Source organism: Candidatus Pelagibacter sp. PS_11, from assembly GCF_059417975.1.
The window spans coordinates 1,179,771-1,197,708 of the sequence record NZ_CM182075.1 but is presented as its reverse complement, the minus strand read 5'-3'; the positions used below and the strand labels follow the sequence as shown (position 1 = coordinate 1,197,708).

Here is a 17,938-nt window from a genome sequence, read left to right as displayed (position 1 = left end):
ATGAGTCATTACGATACAAATTTAGATAAAAATGAGGCTAATTATGTTCCTCTTTCTCCTTTAACATTCTTAGAAAGAACTAAAGATATATATCCAAATTATGAAGCCTTAGTTTATGAAAGTAGGTCGTATACTTGGGAAGAAGTTTATAAAAGATGTGTTAAGTTTGCTAGCGCATTAGATAAATTGGGTGTGAAAACTGGAGATACAGTTTCTATAATGGCTTTCAATACACCAGAAATTTTTGAAGCACATTATTCAATACCTATGGTGGGGGCAGTAATTAATGCAATCAATACAAGACTAGACCCCAATACTATAAGTTATATTTTACAACATAGTGATGCAAAGGTTTTAATTGTAGATAGACAATTTCATGATGTAATTGAGAAGGCTTTAAAAAATGTTAAAAATAAAATTACAATTATTGATATTGACGACCAGGACATAGACACAAGTTCTTTTAAAAAAATAGGTGAACTTGAATATGAAAGTTTCTTAAACACAGGTAATGAAAATTATGAATGGAAAAAACCAAAAGATGAATGGGAAGCCATTTCATTAGGGTATACGTCAGGAACTACTGGAAACCCAAAAGGAGTAGTTTATCATCACAGAGGCTCATATTTGATGGCAACAGGTAGTGTTACAGCTTGGAATATGCCTAACAAATTAAATTTTTTATGTGTTGTCCCAATGTTTCATTGCAATGGTTGGTGTTATCCTTGGACATTAGCAATGCTGCACGCAAGAGTAATTTGTTTAAGAAATATTGATGTTAAAAAGATGTTTGAACTAATTGATAAATATGAAGTAACACATTTTGGTGGAGCTCCAATAGTTTTAAATATGATTGTTAATGCTCCTAAGGAAGATCAAAAAGCCCTAAAAAGAAAAGTCAATGTTTTAACTGCAGGTGCACCTCCACCAAGTATTATTTTTGAAAAAATGGAAAATCTTGGCTTTGAGGTTATGCATGTTTATGGATTAACAGAAACTTATGGTCATATGTTGCAGTGTGCGTGGAATGATGATTGGAATTCTTTAGAAAAAGATAAAAAGAATGAAATCAAAGCAAGGCAAGGTGTACGTTACCCAAACACAGAGGGCGCTATTGTAATGGATCCAGAAACAATGAAGCCAGTACCTAAAGATGGAAAGACTATGGGTGAAATTATGATTAGAGGGAATATTGTTATGAAGGGATATTACAAGGATAAAGAAGCAACAGATAAGTCAATGGCAGGTGGATGGTTTCATTCAGGAGATTTAGCTGTGACCCATCCTGATGGATATATAAAAATTCAAGATAGATCTAAAGATATTATTATCTCTGGAGGAGAAAATATTTCTTCAATAGAAATTGAAAATGCAATTGCAAAACACCCTTCAGTTTCTTTAGCAGCTGTAGTTGCTAAACCAGATGAAAAATGGGGAGAAACACCTTGTGCTTTTGTTGAATTAATTAAAGATAAGCCAGCAACAGAAAAAGAAATAATAGATTTTTGTAGAGAAACATTGGCAGGATTTAAACTTCCTAAGAGTGTTATTTTTTGTGATTTACCAAAAACTTCAACAGGAAAAATTCAAAAATTTGAACTTAGAAAGAAAGTTAAGGAATTAAGTTGATCTTTCAAGTAGACAACAAAAAAGTCTTTGCATCAGATTCAGGCCAAAGTATTGATAAAAAAAAATCCACAATAGTTTTGCTGCATGGAAGTGGTCTCTCACACATTGTTTGGTCCTTAACAGAACAGTATTTATCAAATCAAAATTATAATGTTTTAGCAATAGATTTACCTGGACATGGAAATTCTGAAGGTGATTGTTTAAAATCAATAGAAGAAATTTCAGATTGGTTAGAAAAAGTTTTTAAAAAACTTAATGTTTCTGAATTAACAATTATAGGTCATTCCCAAGGGTGTTTGGAAGCATTGGAATATTCATTAAGGTATTCTAAAAGAGTTAAAAATTTAATATTTATAGGTGGTTCTTACAGAATGCCTGTTAATCAAGATTTAATTGATCTTGCTGAAAATGGAGATGATAAAGCAGTTCAGTTAATGATGAAATGGAGCTATGAGAATTATAAAAAATTCATTGGAGGTAATCCTGTGGAAAAAATTATTAATTCTCCAAGAAATATTAGAGAAGTTTTAGCCATCGATCTTATAGCTTGTAATAATTATAAAAATGGATCTGAGGCGTTAAAGTCAATCAAGTGTCCCACATTATTTATTTTTGGTGAGCTAGATAAGATGGTCAATATTGAAAAAGGTAAGAAATTTGCAGAGCTCGTTCTTAATTCAAAAACTCATATAATAAAAGATTGTGGACACATGATTATGTTTGAAAAAGCTTTTGAAATGAGAGAAAAGATCTCTGAATTTTTAAAAAAATGAAAAATTTTTCAATAGCAAAATCAAGAAGATTAAGAAGTACTCCTTATACCTCAAGAATAGAGAAGCAAGGAGTCACAGCATACACAATATATAATCATATGTTGTTACCTGCTGCATTTGGATCAATAGAGAATAGCTACAAACATTTAAAAGAACATGTTCAGATATGGGATGTCGCTGCAGAAAGACAAGTAGAAATATCAGGAAAAGACTCGGCAGAGTTAGTACAATTGATGACATGTCGGGATCTATCAAAATCTAAAATAGGCAGATGTTATTATTGTCCAATAATAGATGAAAATGGAAATTTAGTTAATGACCCAGTTGTTTTAAAACTTGATGAAAATAAATGGTGGATATCAATAGCAGATTCAGATGTAATCTTTTTTGCCAAAGGCTTAGCATCAGGACACAAATTTGATGTTAAAATTGTAGAACCAGTAGTTGATATTATGGCAATACAAGGTCCAAAATCCTTTGCGTTAATGGAAAAAGTTTTTGGAAAAAAAATTACTGAGCTAAAATTCTTTGGGTTTGATTATTTTGATTTTGAAGGCACAAAGCACCTTATAGCTAGATCAGGATGGTCTAAACAAGGAGGATATGAAGTATACGTTGAAAACACACAGTCAGGACAAAAATTGTATGACCATCTTTTTGAAGTTGGAAAAGAATTTAATGTAGGGCCAGGATGTCCGAATTTAATAGAGAGAATTGAGAGTGCACTGTTATCTTATGGTAATGACTTTGATAATAACGACAATCCATTTGAATGTGGTTTTGATCAATATGTTAGCTTAGATAGTGATATAAATTTTTTAGGAAAAGAAAAATTGAAAGAAATAAAATTAAAAGGACCCCAAAAAAAATTAAGGGGAGTTAAAATTGATATAAAAGAAATTAGTCTTACTGGATCAAAAAACATATATGATGAAAATAATAATGTGATTGGTGAATTAAGATCGGCTTGTTATTCACCTCATTTTCAAAAGGTTATAGGCATAGCAATGATCAAGAAATCCCACTGGGAAGCATCTCAAGGCTTTAAAATTCAAATAAACGATAATACCATTAATGGAAACGTTTGTGATTTACCCTTCATCTAGTATAAAAGTAAAATAATATCATGAATATAGCAATTGTAGGAGCCACAGGTAATGTTGGAAGAAAAATGCTCGAAGTATTAGAGCAGAAAAAAATTTCAATAGACCAATTATTTTTAGTTGCCTCTCCAAGGAGTGCTGGTCAAAAAGTAAATTTTAATGGTAAGGAGCATGAGATTTTTAACTTAGAGACTTATGATTTCTCAAAAGCTGAAATTACCTTTTTTGCAGCTGGTGGAAAAATATCAGAAAAATATGCAGAAAAAGCAGCAAAACATACTACAGTAATTGATAATTCTAGCTTTTTTAGAATGGATCAAGATGTACCTTTAATTGTTCCACAAGTGAATCCAGAAGCAATTAATGTTTTAAAAAAAAATATTATTGCTAATCCAAACTGTTCTACAGCACAATTAGTAATAGCTCTAAAACCCTTACATGATGAATTTAATATAAAAAGAGTAGTTATATCAACTTATCAATCTGTATCTGGTGGTGGTAAAGCATCAATGGATGAATTGATTGAACAAACTAAATTATCATTAGATAAAAAGAAAATAAATTCTAAAAATTTTACTAAACAAATGGCATTTAATGCAATTCCTCACATAGATGTTTTTGCAGATGATGGTTACACAAAAGAAGAATTAAAGATGGTTAACGAAACAAAAAAGATTTTAGATGACAAAATTGAGCTAACTGCAACATGCGTAAGAATTCCAGTGCTAGTTTCTCATGCTGAATCTGTAAATATTGAATTTGAAAAACCATTCAGCTTACAAACAATACACTCTTTATTAGATAGTGCAGAGGGATGTGAGGTGTATGATAAAAGAAAAGATGGAGGCTACATTACTCCTTTAGAGGCAGAAGGTAAAAATGAAACTTATATTTCTAGGATTAGAGAAGATAAAACAAAAAAAAATACACTCAATATGTGGATAGTATCAGATAATTTATTAAGAGGTGCTGCACTGAATGCAGTAGAAATAGCTGAGCTTTTAATTAGGAAGAATAATGGATAATAACAACCCTTTATCACCACACATTCAAATTTATAGATGGCACATATCTTCTTTGGTTTCTATTTCTCATAGGATTACAGGAATAGTTAATATATTTGCAATAACAGTAATTTGTTTGTGGATATTTTCTTTGTTGTTAGGAGAATCTAGCTACGATCTAACAAAATTATTTTTGCAATCTATTTTTGGAAAATTTATTATTATTTGTTTAACTTGGTCTTTTAGCTTTCAGGTATTGAGTGAAATAAGACATTTAGTAATGGATCTTGGTTATGGTTTTGAACTAAAGACCACAAAGATTACAGGTTTATTTGTAATTTTTGGATCTATTTTTTTTACAATTCTATTTTATCTATTAGGAAGGAATTTTATTTAAAATGAACTCTGTAACAAAAAAATGGCTGTTCATGAAAATTAGTTCAGTAATTTTAGTACCTTTAATGATCTGGTTTATTCTAAATTTAGTTTCAATTTTTGATAAAGATTATATTGAGGTTGTTAATTTCTTTACCACTCAACCATCTAAAATTTTAGTTTCTTTAACACTAGTATTTGCTTACTTTTTTTCTGCCCTAAGTATTAGCGAGGTATTTGAAGATTATATTCAGAATGAAAAAATCAAAAATGCCGCAAACAAAGTACTTAATATTTTTGCTATAATAATGCCAATTATAACAATAACTGTAATATTGAATTTAAACTAATGAGCTCATATAAAATAATAGACCATGAATACGATGTCATCGTACTTGGTGCCGGAGGATCAGGTCTAAGAGCTGCTGTTGGTTTAAGTGAAGCTGGTTTAAAGACAGCCTGCATTTCAAAAGTATTTCCAACAAGAAGTCATACCTCAGCTGCTCAAGGAGGAATTTCTGCATCTTTAGGGAATATGGGTGAAGATGATTGGCGTTGGCATATGTATGATACTGTTAAAGGTGCTGACTGGTTAGGTGACCAAGATAGTATTGAGTATCTTTGTAAAGAAGCTCCAGCTGCTGTTATAGAGTTAGAAAAATATGGAGTTCCATTTAGCAGAACTGATGATGGCAAAATTTACCAAAGACCTTTTGGTGGAATGACAAAAAATTATGGTAATGGAATTGTTCAAAGAACATGTGCAGCTGCAGATAGAACTGGACACGCAATACTTCATACTCTTTATGGACAAGCTTTAAAACATAACACTGAATTTTTTATTGAATATTTTGCTTTAGATTTATTAATGAAGGATGGTGAATGCAAAGGTCTTATTGCTTGGAATTTAAATGATGGAACAATTCATAGATTTAGAGCGCACAGCACAATAATTGCAACAGGGGGTTACGGAAAAGCTTATTATTCTGCAACTTCAGCACACACTTGTACTGGAGATGGAAATGCAATGGTTTTAAGAGCAGGCTTACCATTACAAGATATGGAATTTGTACAATTTCACCCAACAGGAATTTATGGGCACGGAACTTTAATTTCTGAAGGTGTTAGAGGTGAAGGTGGATATTTAGTTAATTCAAAAGGTGAAAGATTTATGGAGCGTTATGCACCAAAAGCTAAAGACTTAGCATCTAGAGATGTAGTAAGTAGATCAATGTCAATTGAGATTAACGAAGGAAGAGGTGTGGGTAAAGAACAGGATCATGTTCATTTACACTTAAGTCATTTAGACAAAAATATTATTGAAAGTAGACTTCCAGGAATAACGGAAGCAGCAAGATTATTTGCAAATGTTGATGTAACTAAGGAGCCAATACCAGTAGTGCCCACTGTTCATTATAATATGGGAGGTATCCCAACAAACTATAAAGCTGAAGTATTAACAGGAAATGATTCTGAAACAGTTCCAGGATTAATGGCAATTGGTGAGGCTGCCTGTGTTTCTGTTCATGGAGCAAATAGATTGGGATCTAATTCTTTAATTGACCTAGTTGTATTTGGAAGAGCTGCAGCCAAGAGAGCTGCAGAACTTGTAAAACCAGGAACTCCACACGAGGATATAGGAGAGACTGAAACAGAAAAATGTTTAGAAAGATTTGATAAATTAAGAAACTCTAATGGTGAAAATAGTACTGCAGAACTTAGACTTTCAATGCAAAAAACTATGCAATCAAAGTGTGCTGTTTTTAGAACAGAAAAAACGCTTAAAGAAGGTGTTGATAATATTAGAAAAGCATATGATGGAATGGAGTCAATTTCTGTAAAAGATAAGTCACTTGTTTTCAATACTGATTTAGTGGAAACATTGGAATTTGATAATTTGATAAGACAAGCAATTACAACAGTGGATTCTGCTTATAATAGACAAGAGAGTAGAGGTGCGCATGCAAGAGAAGATTTCCCAAAAAGAGATGATGAAAAATTTATGCAACACACTATTGCTTGGTGCAATGGAAAAGATTCAAAAATTGGATACAGACCAGTTACTAAAACAACTTTAACAAATGAAGTTCAATACTTTCCACCTCAAGAAAGAGTTTACTAGTGGTTCAAATAAATTTACCTAAAAATTCAGAAGTTCAAAAAGGTAATTATTACCAAGATAAGACTGGGTCAAAAAATATTAGAAAAGTAAATGTTTACAGATGGGATCCCTCAAATGGAGAAAACCCAAGAGTAGATACCTATGAAGTGGATATGGATAATTGTCCTTCAAAAGTATTAGATATTTTAAATAAAATTAAAAACGAAATTGACCCATCATTAGCTTATCGTAGATCGTGTGCACATGGAGTTTGTGGATCTTGTGCAATGAATATGGATGGTAAAAATGGTTTAGCATGTACAAAGCCTCATTCAGAAATTGAAGGTGATATAAATATTTATCCATTACCTCATTTAAAAGTTAAAAAAGATTTAATTGGTGATTTAAGTGGATTATACAAACAGTATGAATCAATCGAGCCATGGCTAAAAACAAATACAAAAGTTGAAACCACTGAGATATTACAAACTAAAGAAGACAGAGTAAAATTAGACGGTGCATATGAATGTATCATGTGTGCATGCTGCTCAACATCTTGTCCAAGTTATTGGTGGAATGGTGATAAATATTTAGGTCCTGCAGTTTTACTTCAGGCTTATAGATGGATAGTTGATAGTAGAGATGATGAAAAAAAAGAGAGATTAAAAAAAGTAGCTGATGAGCTTAAACTTTATAGATGTCATACTATTATGAATTGTACTAATGCTTGTCCAAAGGGATTAAATCCAGCAAAAGCTATAGCTGAATTGAAAAAAATGCTTGCAACAAGCTAATTACCCCTTTAAATAACACCATTCATGAATTTATTAGAACATTTTGTTGGCGGAAAGCTAATTTCGGGCTCTTCTGACAGAAAAAGTAAAGTTTTTAATCCAGCAACTGGTGAACAAGAGTCTGAGGTAAGATTAGCCAGTAAAACTGATCTAGATAAAGCTGTAGAAGTAGCTCAAAAAGCTTTTGAAACTTGGTCTTTAAAACCCTCACTTCAAAGAGCAAGGGTAATGTTTAAATTTAAAGAGTTAATAGAAAAAAATGCCGATGAACTTACAAAGTTAATAGTTTCAGAGCATGGGAAAGTTTATGAAGATGCCAAAGGTTCTTTAACAAGAGGACTAGAAGTTGTTGAATTTGCGTGTGGGATTCCACATTTACTTAAAGGAGAATTTTCAGAAAATGTAGGAACAAATGTAGATAGTTGGTCTATGCGACAACCACTTGGAGTTGTTGCTGGAATTACACCTTTTAATTTTCCTGCAATGGTGCCAATGTGGATGTTTCCTATTGCTATTGCATGTGGAAATACATTTATTTTAAAACCGTCAGAAAAAGATCCATCTTGCCCACTAAGATTAGCAGAATTGCTAACAGAAGCAGGACTACCAGATGGTGTTTTTAATGTTGTTAATGGAGATAAAGAAGCTGTTGATGCGATTTTAACAAACAAAGATGTCAAAGCTGTAAGCTTTGTAGGCTCAACACCAATTGCAAAATATATTTATGAAAACTCTGCAAAAAATGAAAAAAGGGTTCAAGCTTTAGGTGGTGCAAAAAATCATTTAGTTGTAATGCCTGACTGTGACCTTGATGGTGCGGTAAATGGATTAATGGGTGCTGCATATGGGTCTGCAGGAGAGAGATGTATGGCACAATCAGTAGCAGTAGCTGTAGGAGATATAGGTGATGAGCTAGTTGCTCGTTTATCAAAAAAAGCTGAAGCATTAAAAGTAGGACCTGGTATGGATAAAACATCTGAGATGGGTCCACTAGTTACCAAAGAACATTTAGAAAAAGTAAAAAGTTATGTTGATCTTGGAGTTGAAGAAGGTGCTAAATTAGTTGTTGATGGAAGAAATATAAAACTTCAAGGATATGAAAATGGTTTTTTTATAGGGGGTTGTTTATTTGATCACGTTAAAAAGGATATGAGAATTTATAAAGAAGAAATATTTGGACCTGTATTATCAGTCATAAGAGTTAAAACTTTTGAAGAAGCAACAAAGTTAATTAACGACCATGAGTATGGTAATGGAGTAAGCATTTACACAAGAGATGGTGATGCTGGAAGAACGTTTGCTAGTAAAATTCAAGTTGGTATGGTTGGAATTAATGTTCCAATACCTGTACCAATGGCATTCCATAGTTTTGGTGGATGGAAAAGATCATTATTTGGAGATAGTGCAATGCACGGAGCTGAAGGAATTAAATTTTATACAAAGCTTAAAACAGTAACATCAAGATGGCCTTCTGGAATAAGATCTAATGCAGAATTTGTCATGCCAACAATGAAATAAGGAGAGAAATGAAAAAAATATCTTTAATAGGAGCAGGTCAAATTGGGGGCACTCTTGCTCACTTAATAGGAACTAAAGAAGTAGCTGATGAGGTGGTACTTTTTGATGTTGCAAGTGGTATAGCTAAAGGAAAAGCACTAGACATAGCTCAATCTTCCTCTGTTGATGGTTTTAATGTAAAATTTTCAGGTACAGACAATTATGAAGATATAAAAGATTCAGATGTAATAATAATCACTGCAGGAGTTCCAAGAAAACCAGGAATGAGCAGAGATGATTTATTAGGTATTAATTTAAAAATTATTAAACAAGTAGCAGAGGGTATTAAAAAAAATGCACCCAATGCATTTGTAATATGCATTACAAATCCACTAGACGTTATGGTGATGGCCTTTCAAAAATTTTCAGGCTTACCAGCAAATAAAGTAGTTGGAATGGCAGGAATTTTGGACAGCTCAAGATTTAAATTATTTTTATCTCTAGAGCTTAATGTTCCGGTAAAAGAAATTGAAGCAATGGTTATGGGAGGTCATGGAGACACAATGGTTCCCCTACCAAGATTTACAAAAGTTTCAGGTAAACCATTATTAGACTTAGTTAAAGAAGGAAAAATATCTCCAGAAAGGTTAGAAGAAATTAATCAAAGAACTAGAGATGGAGGAGCTGAGATTGTTAAATATCTAGAAAAAGGTTCTGCATTTTATGCACCAGCAGCTTCAGGTGTACAAATGGCAGAAGCATATTTAAAAGATGAAAAAAAATTACTTCCATGTGCAGTTCATTTAAATGGTGAATATGGAGTTAGTAATGTTTATGCTGGTGTACCAGTAATAATTGGTAAAGATGGTGTTGAAAAAATAGAGCAAATAGATTTAGATGAAAAAGAAAAAAAAGAATTTATGCACTCTATAGATGCTGTGAAAGCATTATGGGAAGCTGCATCTAAAATAGATCCAGATCTTTCTAAATAATGAATATTCACGAACACCAGGCCAAGCAAATTCTAAAAAAATATGGAGCGGTAGTTCCTGAAGGAGTTTTTGCTTTTACAGTTGATGAGTTGATTGAAAAAGCAAAATCATTAAAAACAGAAAAATTTGTTTTAAAAGCACAAATCCATGCTGGTGGAAGAGGTAAAGCAGGAGGTGTAAAAATTTTAGATACTATTGAAGAACTGAGCGTTGCCGCAAAAGAATTATTAGGAAAAACACTTGTAACACATCAAACTGGCCCAGCAGGAAGAGAAGTAAAAAGATTATATGTAGAAGAGTCCTCTAATATTGATAAAGAATTTTATTTATCTTGTTTAGTAGATAGAGCAAGTTCAAAAATAGTATTTATATCCAGCGATCAAGGTGGAATGGACATTGAAGAAGTTGCGGAAAAAACTCCAGAAAAAATTATAACAACTAAAATAGATATTACTGATGAAATTTCTGATGCTGACTGTGAAAAAATAATTGCAATTTATGCTTTAGCTGTTGATGCAAAAAAACAAGCAATAGCAATGATAAAATCAGTATATAAAATGTTTTTAGGCACAGACGCCAACATGATTGAAGTTAACCCACTAATATTAACTAAAGAAAAAAAAATAATTTGTTTAGATGCAAAAGTTAATTTTGACTCTAATGCTTTATTTAGACATCCTGAAATAATCGAGCTTAGGGATTTAAATGAAGAAGATCCTGCAGAAATAGATGCGAGTAAACACGATCTTGCTTACATAAAGCTAGATGGAAGCATTGGCTGCATGGTCAATGGAGCAGGTCTTGCAATGGCAACAATGGATATAATTAAATTATATGGTGAAGAGCCAGCAAACTTTTTAGATGTTGGAGGAGGAGCTTCAAAAGAAAAAGTTTCAGCTGCTCTTAAGATTATTCTTTCGGACAAAAATGTTAAAGGCATACTAATAAACATTTTTGGGGGAATTATGAGATGTGATGTACTTGCTCAAGGCGTTGTTGATGCTGCCAAAGAAATAAATATAAGTGTTCCATTAGTAGTTAGACTTGCAGGAACAAACTTTAAAGAAGGAAAAGAAATTTTAGATAATTCAGGATTAAAATTAATTTCAGCAGAAAATTTGGATGATGCTGCAAAAAAAATAGTTAAGGCTATAAAATAGAATGTCAGTTTTGATTAATAAAAATACAAAAGTTATATGCCAAGGTTTTACAGGAACGCATGGAACTTTTCATTCAGAACAAGCATTAAAATATGGAACTAATCTTGTGGGTGGAGTTACTCCAAAAAAGGGAGGACAAAAACATCTTGACCGTCCAGTATTTAATACTGTAGCTGAAGCAAAACAAGAAGTTGGCGCTGATGCAACTATGATTTATGTGCCAGCAAAATTTGCAGCAGCAGCTATTATAGAAGCAATTGATGCATCCATTGAGCTTATAGTTTGTATTACCGAAGGTGTACCAATTCAAGATATGCTTCGTGTAAAACAAAAGCTAAATAATTCAAAAAGCAGATTGATAGGACCTAATTGTCCAGGAATAATTACTCCTGATGAATGTAAGATTGGGATTATGCCTGGAAATATTCACAAGAAAGGTTCTGTTGGAATTGTTTCAAGATCTGGAACTTTAACTTATGAGGCAGTTGCACAAACAACTGAAAATGGATTAGGACAATCTACTTGTATAGGAATTGGTGGAGATCCGATAAATGGAACAAACTTTATTGATTGTTTAGATTTATTTTTAAATGATGCTGAGACGGAGTCTATTCTTATGATTGGTGAAATTGGTGGTTCTGCTGAAGAAGAAGCAGCTGAATTTGTTAAAAACCATAAAATAAAAAAACCTATGGTTGGGTTTGTTGCTGGAATAACAGCACCTCCAGGAAGAACAATGGGTCATGCAGGAGCTATTATTTCAGGTGGTAAGGGCGGAGCAGAAGATAAGATAAAAAAAATGGAAGAATGTGGAATTACAATTGCAAAATCACCATCAGAACTTGGCAAAACATTATTTAATAAATTATCTAATTGAAAATTATTTATCTGATATTATATCAATAGAATAGATGTCATCATCAAAAAATCTCGAATTCGAAAAAACTTCATTTCTTAGCAAGTCTAACAGTGCATTTATAGAGCAAATGTATTTAAAGTTTATAAATAAAGACAAAGATCTTCCTGAAAGCTGGAAAAATTATTTTGAGGGTATGAGTGAAGATTTAAGTATGATTGCCAAAGAAATTAATGGTCCATCATGGAGTATAAAAAAAAAAATTGATATTGATGAAGTTGAAAAAAGGACTGAAGAAGGCGAAAAAAAAATTTCTAATGAAGGCAACATTGCAAAAGTTAATTCAAAAGATTTAGTCAAAAGCAATATTAACTCAATTAGAGCTGTTGCATTAATTAGAGCATATAGACAAAGAGGACATTTATTAGCTAAGCTTGATCCTCTAGGAATGATGGAAACAGAGTATCTAGATGAACTTCATCCTGAGCATTATGGATTTAAAAAAGAAAATTATGATGAGAAAATTTACTTAGATGGTGTAATTAATAAAGAACACTCTACTATAAAAGAAATATTAAATTTCCTAAATAAAACTTACTGTGGTCCAATTGGTTATGAATATATGCATATATCAAACCCAACAGAAAGAAAATGGCTTAGAGATAGAATTGAGCAAGATGAGAACTCTCTTCAATTTACAAAAAATGGTAAAGAAGCTATTTTAATGAAACTAATTCAAGCAGAAGGTTTTGAAAAATTTTTACATAAAAAATATGTGGGAACAAAAAGATTTGGTTTAGATGGGGGAGAAGGTTTAATACCTGCGCTAGAACAGATAATTAAAATTGGTGGGCAAGCTGAAGTTAAAGAAGTCAAAATTGGTATGTCTCATCGAGGAAGACTCAATGTATTAGCAAATGTATTACAAAAATCTTACAAAAGAATATTTAATGAATTTGCAGGAGATGTTCAAACATCAGGGGAAGAAGGTGCAGGAGATGTAAAATACCATCTAGGAGCATCATCAAATAGAGAGTTTGATGGCAATTCTGTGCATGTTAGTCTTACAGATAACCCTTCACATTTAGAGGCAGTCAATCCTGTGGTACTTGGACAAACTCGAGCAAAACAATTTTTTCACAAAGATAAAGAAAGAAATAAAGTTATACCAATTCTGATACATGGAGATGCAGCCTTTGCTGGACAAGGAGTTGTGGCTGAATGTTTTGCCATGTCTGGTTTACCAGGCCATAACACAGGTGGAACAATTCATATTATTGTTAATAATCAAATAGGCTTTACTACAAGCCCAAGATTTGCAAGGTCATCACCATATCCATCTGATGTTGCAAAAATGGTAGACGCTCCAATACTTCATGTGAATGGAGATGATCCAGAAGCAGTTGTTTATGCAACAAGGATTGCAACAGAATTTAGATTAAAATTTAATAGAGACGTAGTGGTTGATTTAATTTGTTATAGAAGATTCGGACATAATGAAGGAGACGAACCTTCTTTTACACAGCCATTGATGTATAAAAAGATTAGGTCTCACCCCACACCAGTTGAGCTGTATGGGAAAAAATTAGTAAATGAAAATACACTTTCAGAAAGTGAGTTAAGTAAATTTAAAACAGATTTTAAAAATTTGCTTGATGATCAATATAAAAATGCAAAAGACTATAAACCAAAAATAGAATGGTATGAGGGAACATGGTCAAGATATAAACCAGAAAAAGGAAAAGATAAAAGAGGTGTAAGTGGCTATGATCAACAAAAACTTTTAGAAATTTCTGAAAAAATTAATGCAACTCCAGAAAAATTAAAATTACATAAAACTATTGTTAAAATTTTAGACGCTAGGAAAGCATCGGTATCTAATGGAAAAGGTATTGACTGGTCAACCGCTGAAGCGCTAGCATTTGGATCATTGTTAGAAGAAGGTTATCCAGTAAGATTAGTTGGACAAGATTCTGGTAGAGGAACATTTAGTCAAAGACATTCAGTTTTGAGGAATCAAGAAGACAACTCTAGATATATACCTTTAAATAATATTTCAAAAAATCAAATGAGATACGAAATAGTTGATAGTTTTTTATCAGAATTAGCAGTTTTAGGTTTTGAGTATGGATATAGTTTAGTTGAACCTAATACTTTAACTATTTGGGAAGCACAATTTGGAGATTTTGCAAATGGAGCACAAGTAGTTATTGATCAGTTTATTGCATCAGGAGAAAGAAAATGGACTAGAGCATCTGGGCTAGTAATGCTTTTACCTCATGGATATGAAGGCCAAGGACCAGAACACTCTTCAGCAAGACTAGAAAGATTTTTACAACTATGCGCAAATGATAACTTACAAGTATTGAATTGCACAACACCTGCAAATTATTACCATGCTTTGAGACGTCAAATGCATAGAGAGTTTAGAAAACCTCTAATAATTATGACACCAAAATCTTTGTTAAGAAATAAATATTGTGTTTCCAATATAGAAGACTTTAATAAAGATACTTTTTTTCACAGAATCTTATGGGATCACGCACTAGATGAAGAAAATGGATTTATAAAATTAAAAGAAAGCTCAAAAATAAAAAAAGTAATTTTATGTTCAGGAAAAGTTTATTTTGATCTACTAGAAGCGAGAGAAAAACTTAAGAAAGACGATGTAGTGTTGTACAGAGTTGAACAACTTTATCCTTTTCCAGTTAAAAGTTTAGTTAGAGAAATCAAAAAGTATGCAAAAAATGCTAAATTTTATTGGTGCCAGGAAGAACCAAAAAATATGGGAGCATGGTTTTCTGTAAGAGATTATATACAATGGACATTAGAAACTATTAACGCTAATAATAAGGAAATTTCTTATATAGGAAGAAGTCCAGACGCGTCTCCAGCTACAGGGTTTGCAAAAAGACATATTTCACAACAGCAAGAAATTATTAACAAGGTTTTTGAATAAAAATGAGTGAAAAAATTTTAGTACCAGTTCTTGGAGAAAGCATTACTGAAGCGACAGTTGCTAAGTGGCTTAAGAAAGAAGGCGATACAGTGGTAGCTGATGAGGCAATTGTAGAATTAGAAACTGATAAAGTTAATTTAGAAGTACCATCTCCAATTGATGGGGTTTTGTCTGAAATAAATTCTAAAGATGGAGAAACAGTCGAAGTAGGTGCTCTTCTTGGTATGATAAGTCAAAATGGAGCTCAACCATCTGAAAAAAAGATAATTACAAAAATTGAACCTAAGAAAACAGAAAATAATGTAGTTAATTTAGAAATTAAAAAAGAAGCTCCTAAAGTTCTTAAAGAACCTGAAGAGGAAGAGCCATTGGTATTAACCAATGAGGTTAAAGAGGAGAAAACTAATTCTTCAAATAATAATAATGAAATACTTTCACCAGCAGTAAGAAAAATTGTAGTTGAAAATAAAATTGATTTAAAAAAAGTTAGTGGCTCTGGTAAAGAGGGTAGAGTTCTTAAAGGTGACCTAATTAGTATGATGGGAGAGAACCCTCAACCATCAGAAAGAAAAATTAAATATGGTCAAGAAGAGAGAATTAAAATGTCTAGGCTTAGACAAACAATTGCAAAAAGATTAAAACAAGCACAAGAAAATGCAGCATTATTAACAACTTTCAATGAAGTTGATATGACTGGCATAATGGAAATGAGAAAAGAGAACCAGGAAGACTTCCAAAGCAGGTACGGAATTAAATTAGGGTTCATGTCATTTTTTGTAAAAGCATGTGTTGCTGCACTAAAAATGTATCCATCAGTTAATGCTGAAATTGATGGAGATGAAATTATTTATAAAAATTATTATAATATGAGTTTTGCAGTAGGAACTGAAAAAGGATTAGTAGTACCAGTATTAAGGGATGCAGATCAATTGTCATTTGCTGATATTGAAAAAAATATTAAAACTATTTCTGAAAAAGCGAGAGATGGAAAAATAACCATAGAAGACCTTCAGGGTGGAACTTTTACAATTAGTAATGGTGGAGTGTATGGTTCAATGTTATCTACTCCAATATTAAACTTACCTCAATCTGGTGTATTAGGTATGCATAATATAGTCGAAAGACCAATGGTAGTTGATGGTGAGATTAAAATTAGACCTATTATGTATCTTGCCTTATCTTATGATCACAGAATTATAGATGGAAAAGAGTCAGTATCATTCTTAAAAATGGTTAAAGAAAATTTAGAGGATCCAAGAAGGTTATTTTTAAATATTTAAATGTCAGATAAATTTCAAGCAGTAGTAATAGGTGGTGGTCCAGGAGGCTATGTGTGTGCGATAAGATTAGCACAATTAGGACTTAAAACTGCATGTATAGAATCAAGAGGCTCATTAGGTGGAACCTGTTTAAATGTAGGGTGCATACCTTCTAAAAATTTACTAAATATTTCTGAAAATTATCATAAGGCACAAAATTTTTCTAAACTTGGCATAGAAGTGGGTGAGGTAAAACTTAATCTTCAAAAAATGATGCAAAATAAGGATAAAGCAGTAACAATTTTGACTAAAGGTGTAGAATTTTTATTTAAGAAAAATAAAGTCACTTACTTTAAGGGTACAGGAAGCTTTAAATCTGCAAATAAAATTTCAATATTAGATGATCAAAAAAAAGAAACTATAATTGAAACAGATAAAACAGTTATTAGCACCGGGTCAGTTCCAGTTGCATTACCAGGTATTGAATTTGATGAAAAAATAATTATATCTTCAACAGGAGCATTAACTTTAGAAACTGTGCCAAAAAAAATGGTTGTTGTTGGTGGTGGTTATATAGGGTTAGAGATGGGATCTGTTTGGTCTAGATTAGGCGCTGAGGTTCATGTGGTTGAATTTTTAGAGCATATTACTCCTGGTATGGATAGAGAAATATCTACAGAGTTTATGAAAATATTAAAGAAACAAGGAATTAATTTTCATATGCAGACAAAAGTAGAAGGAATTAAAAAAAATGCTAATGGTGCTATAGTTTCAACATCAGATAAAGATGGAAAAAAAGCAGATTTTGATTGTGATGTAGTTCTTATATCTGTTGGTAGAAAACCTAATACAACTAACTTAAATTTAGAAGCAATTGGTGTTGAATTAGATGAAAAGAAAAGAATTAAAACTGACAAAACATTTCAAACAAATGTTGAGAATGTATATGCTATTGGAGATGTAATTGATGGACCGATGCTTGCTCACAAAGCTGAGGACGAAGGTATTGCAGTTGCAGAAAATATTGCAGGACAATCAGGACATGTTAATTATGATATTATTCCTGGAGTTGTTTATACAACACCAGAGGTTGCTTCAATTGGGAAAACAGAAGAACAATTAAAAGAAGCAAATACTAAATATAAAATTGGTAAATTTTCATTTATGGCAAATTCAAGAGCTAAAGCAATTGATGAAGCAGAAGGTTTTGTGAAAATCTTAGCTGATGAAAAAACAGATAGAGTTTTAGGAGCACATATTATTGGACCTCATGCAGGTGAATTAATTGGAGAAATTGGAGTAGCAATGGAGTTTGGTGCTAGCGCTGAAGATATTGCAAGAACGTGTCATGCACATCCAACATTCTCAGAAGCTGTAAAAGAAGCAGCTTTATCAGTAGATAAAAGAGCAATACACTCTTAAAGTATTTTCATATT

At 32.1% G+C, this 17,938-nt stretch carries 15 protein-coding genes; all 15 read left to right on the top strand.

Annotated features, from left to right (window positions below; genetic code table 11):
* The 15 genes from AC5SLT_RS06285 to lpdA are packed head-to-tail and all read left to right on the top strand — an operon-like array spanning window position 1 to window position 17,924.
* Entirely contained in the window at window positions 1-1,629 is a 1,629-nt protein-coding gene (locus AC5SLT_RS06285) for an acyl-CoA synthetase (RefSeq protein WP_271499539.1), read from the top strand.
* The gene (locus tag AC5SLT_RS06280) at window positions 1,626-2,402 is read left to right on the top strand and encodes an alpha/beta fold hydrolase (protein ID WP_494591744.1); all 777 of its coding nucleotides are present in this window, start codon (window positions 1,626-1,628) and stop codon (window positions 2,400-2,402) included. The genes AC5SLT_RS06285 and AC5SLT_RS06280 overlap by 4 nt, the downstream gene beginning before the upstream one ends.
* Window positions 2,399-3,508: a dimethylsulfoniopropionate demethylase gene (locus AC5SLT_RS06275; RefSeq protein ID WP_494573984.1), complete on the top strand. Its 1,110-nt coding sequence runs from the start codon at window positions 2,399-2,401 to the stop codon at window positions 3,506-3,508. The genes AC5SLT_RS06280 and AC5SLT_RS06275 overlap by 4 nt, the downstream gene beginning before the upstream one ends.
* A gap of 20 nt (window positions 3,509-3,528) precedes the next feature.
* Window positions 3,529-4,530 (top strand): aspartate-semialdehyde dehydrogenase, encoded by a 1,002-nt coding sequence (locus AC5SLT_RS06270; protein ID WP_494591742.1) that lies wholly within the window; start codon window positions 3,529-3,531, stop codon window positions 4,528-4,530.
* Entirely contained in the window at window positions 4,523-4,906 is a 384-nt protein-coding gene (sdhC, locus tag AC5SLT_RS06265) for a succinate dehydrogenase, cytochrome b556 subunit (protein WP_011281568.1), read from the top strand. Before AC5SLT_RS06270 ends, sdhC begins: the two co-directional genes overlap by 8 nt.
* 1 nt (window position 4,907) lies before the next feature.
* Complete coding sequence (gene sdhD / locus AC5SLT_RS06260) at window positions 4,908-5,234, top strand: succinate dehydrogenase, hydrophobic membrane anchor protein (RefSeq protein ID WP_018413620.1); 327 nt, start codon at window positions 4,908-4,910, stop codon at window positions 5,232-5,234.
* On the top strand, window positions 5,234-7,006 hold the full coding sequence (sdhA, locus tag AC5SLT_RS06255; RefSeq protein ID WP_494576722.1) for a succinate dehydrogenase flavoprotein subunit: 1,773 nt from the start codon (window positions 5,234-5,236) through the stop codon (window positions 7,004-7,006). The genes sdhD and sdhA overlap by 1 nt, the downstream gene beginning before the upstream one ends.
* A complete protein-coding gene (locus tag AC5SLT_RS06250; protein ID WP_011281565.1) occupies window positions 7,006-7,779 on the top strand; it encodes a succinate dehydrogenase iron-sulfur subunit in 774 nt (257 codons plus the stop codon). Before sdhA ends, AC5SLT_RS06250 begins: the two co-directional genes overlap by 1 nt.
* A gap of 24 nt (window positions 7,780-7,803) precedes the next feature.
* Window positions 7,804-9,297: a CoA-acylating methylmalonate-semialdehyde dehydrogenase gene (locus AC5SLT_RS06245; protein ID WP_011281564.1), complete on the top strand. Its 1,494-nt coding sequence runs from the start codon at window positions 7,804-7,806 to the stop codon at window positions 9,295-9,297.
* 8 nt (window positions 9,298-9,305) lie between these two features.
* Window positions 9,306-10,268 carry a malate dehydrogenase gene (gene mdh, locus AC5SLT_RS06240; RefSeq protein ID WP_011281563.1) on the top strand — a complete coding sequence of 321 codons (963 nt, stop codon included), beginning with the start codon at window positions 9,306-9,308 and terminating at the stop codon, window positions 10,266-10,268.
* Window positions 10,268-11,428, top strand: coding sequence for an ADP-forming succinate--CoA ligase subunit beta (gene sucC / locus AC5SLT_RS06235; RefSeq protein ID WP_494591740.1), 1,161 nt, complete (start codon window positions 10,268-10,270; stop codon window positions 11,426-11,428). Before mdh ends, sucC begins: the two co-directional genes overlap by 1 nt.
* A gap of 1 nt (window position 11,429) precedes the next feature.
* Window positions 11,430-12,305 carry a succinate--CoA ligase subunit alpha gene (gene sucD, locus AC5SLT_RS06230; protein ID WP_006997672.1) on the top strand — a complete coding sequence of 292 codons (876 nt, stop codon included), beginning with the start codon at window positions 11,430-11,432 and terminating at the stop codon, window positions 12,303-12,305.
* Window positions 12,306-12,339: 34 nt separating this feature from the next.
* A complete protein-coding gene (locus tag AC5SLT_RS06225; protein ID WP_494591738.1) occupies window positions 12,340-15,243 on the top strand; it encodes a 2-oxoglutarate dehydrogenase E1 component in 2,904 nt (967 codons plus the stop codon).
* Window positions 15,244-15,245: 2 nt separating this feature from the next.
* Window positions 15,246-16,523 carry a 2-oxoglutarate dehydrogenase complex dihydrolipoyllysine-residue succinyltransferase gene (gene odhB / locus AC5SLT_RS06220; RefSeq protein WP_011281559.1) on the top strand — a complete coding sequence of 426 codons (1,278 nt, stop codon included), beginning with the start codon at window positions 15,246-15,248 and terminating at the stop codon, window positions 16,521-16,523.
* Window positions 16,524-17,924 carry a dihydrolipoyl dehydrogenase gene (lpdA, locus tag AC5SLT_RS06215; protein WP_494591736.1) on the top strand — a complete coding sequence of 467 codons (1,401 nt, stop codon included), beginning with the start codon at window positions 16,524-16,526 and terminating at the stop codon, window positions 17,922-17,924.
* Window positions 17,925-17,938 lie beyond the last annotated feature (14 nt).

Coding starts and splice junctions, on each gene's coding strand:
- AC5SLT_RS06285 (WP_271499539.1), top strand. CDS start 1: ATGAGTCATTACGATACAAATTTAGATAAAAATGAGGCTAATTATGTT.
- AC5SLT_RS06275 (WP_494573984.1), top strand. CDS start 2,399: ATGAAAAATTTTTCAATAGCAAAATCAAGAAGATTAAGAAGTACTCCT.
- AC5SLT_RS06270 (WP_494591742.1), top strand. CDS start 3,529: ATGAATATAGCAATTGTAGGAGCCACAGGTAATGTTGGAAGAAAAATG.
- sdhC (WP_011281568.1), top strand. CDS start 4,523: ATGGATAATAACAACCCTTTATCACCACACATTCAAATTTATAGATGG.
- sdhD (WP_018413620.1), top strand. CDS start 4,908: ATGAACTCTGTAACAAAAAAATGGCTGTTCATGAAAATTAGTTCAGTA.
- sdhA (WP_494576722.1), top strand. CDS start 5,234: ATGAGCTCATATAAAATAATAGACCATGAATACGATGTCATCGTACTT.
- AC5SLT_RS06245 (WP_011281564.1), top strand. CDS start 7,804: ATGAATTTATTAGAACATTTTGTTGGCGGAAAGCTAATTTCGGGCTCT.
- mdh (WP_011281563.1), top strand. CDS start 9,306: ATGAAAAAAATATCTTTAATAGGAGCAGGTCAAATTGGGGGCACTCTT.
- sucC (WP_494591740.1), top strand. CDS start 10,268: ATGAATATTCACGAACACCAGGCCAAGCAAATTCTAAAAAAATATGGA.
- sucD (WP_006997672.1), top strand. CDS start 11,430: ATGTCAGTTTTGATTAATAAAAATACAAAAGTTATATGCCAAGGTTTT.
- AC5SLT_RS06225 (WP_494591738.1), top strand. CDS start 12,340: ATGTCATCATCAAAAAATCTCGAATTCGAAAAAACTTCATTTCTTAGC.
- odhB (WP_011281559.1), top strand. CDS start 15,246: ATGAGTGAAAAAATTTTAGTACCAGTTCTTGGAGAAAGCATTACTGAA.
- lpdA (WP_494591736.1), top strand. CDS start 16,524: ATGTCAGATAAATTTCAAGCAGTAGTAATAGGTGGTGGTCCAGGAGGC.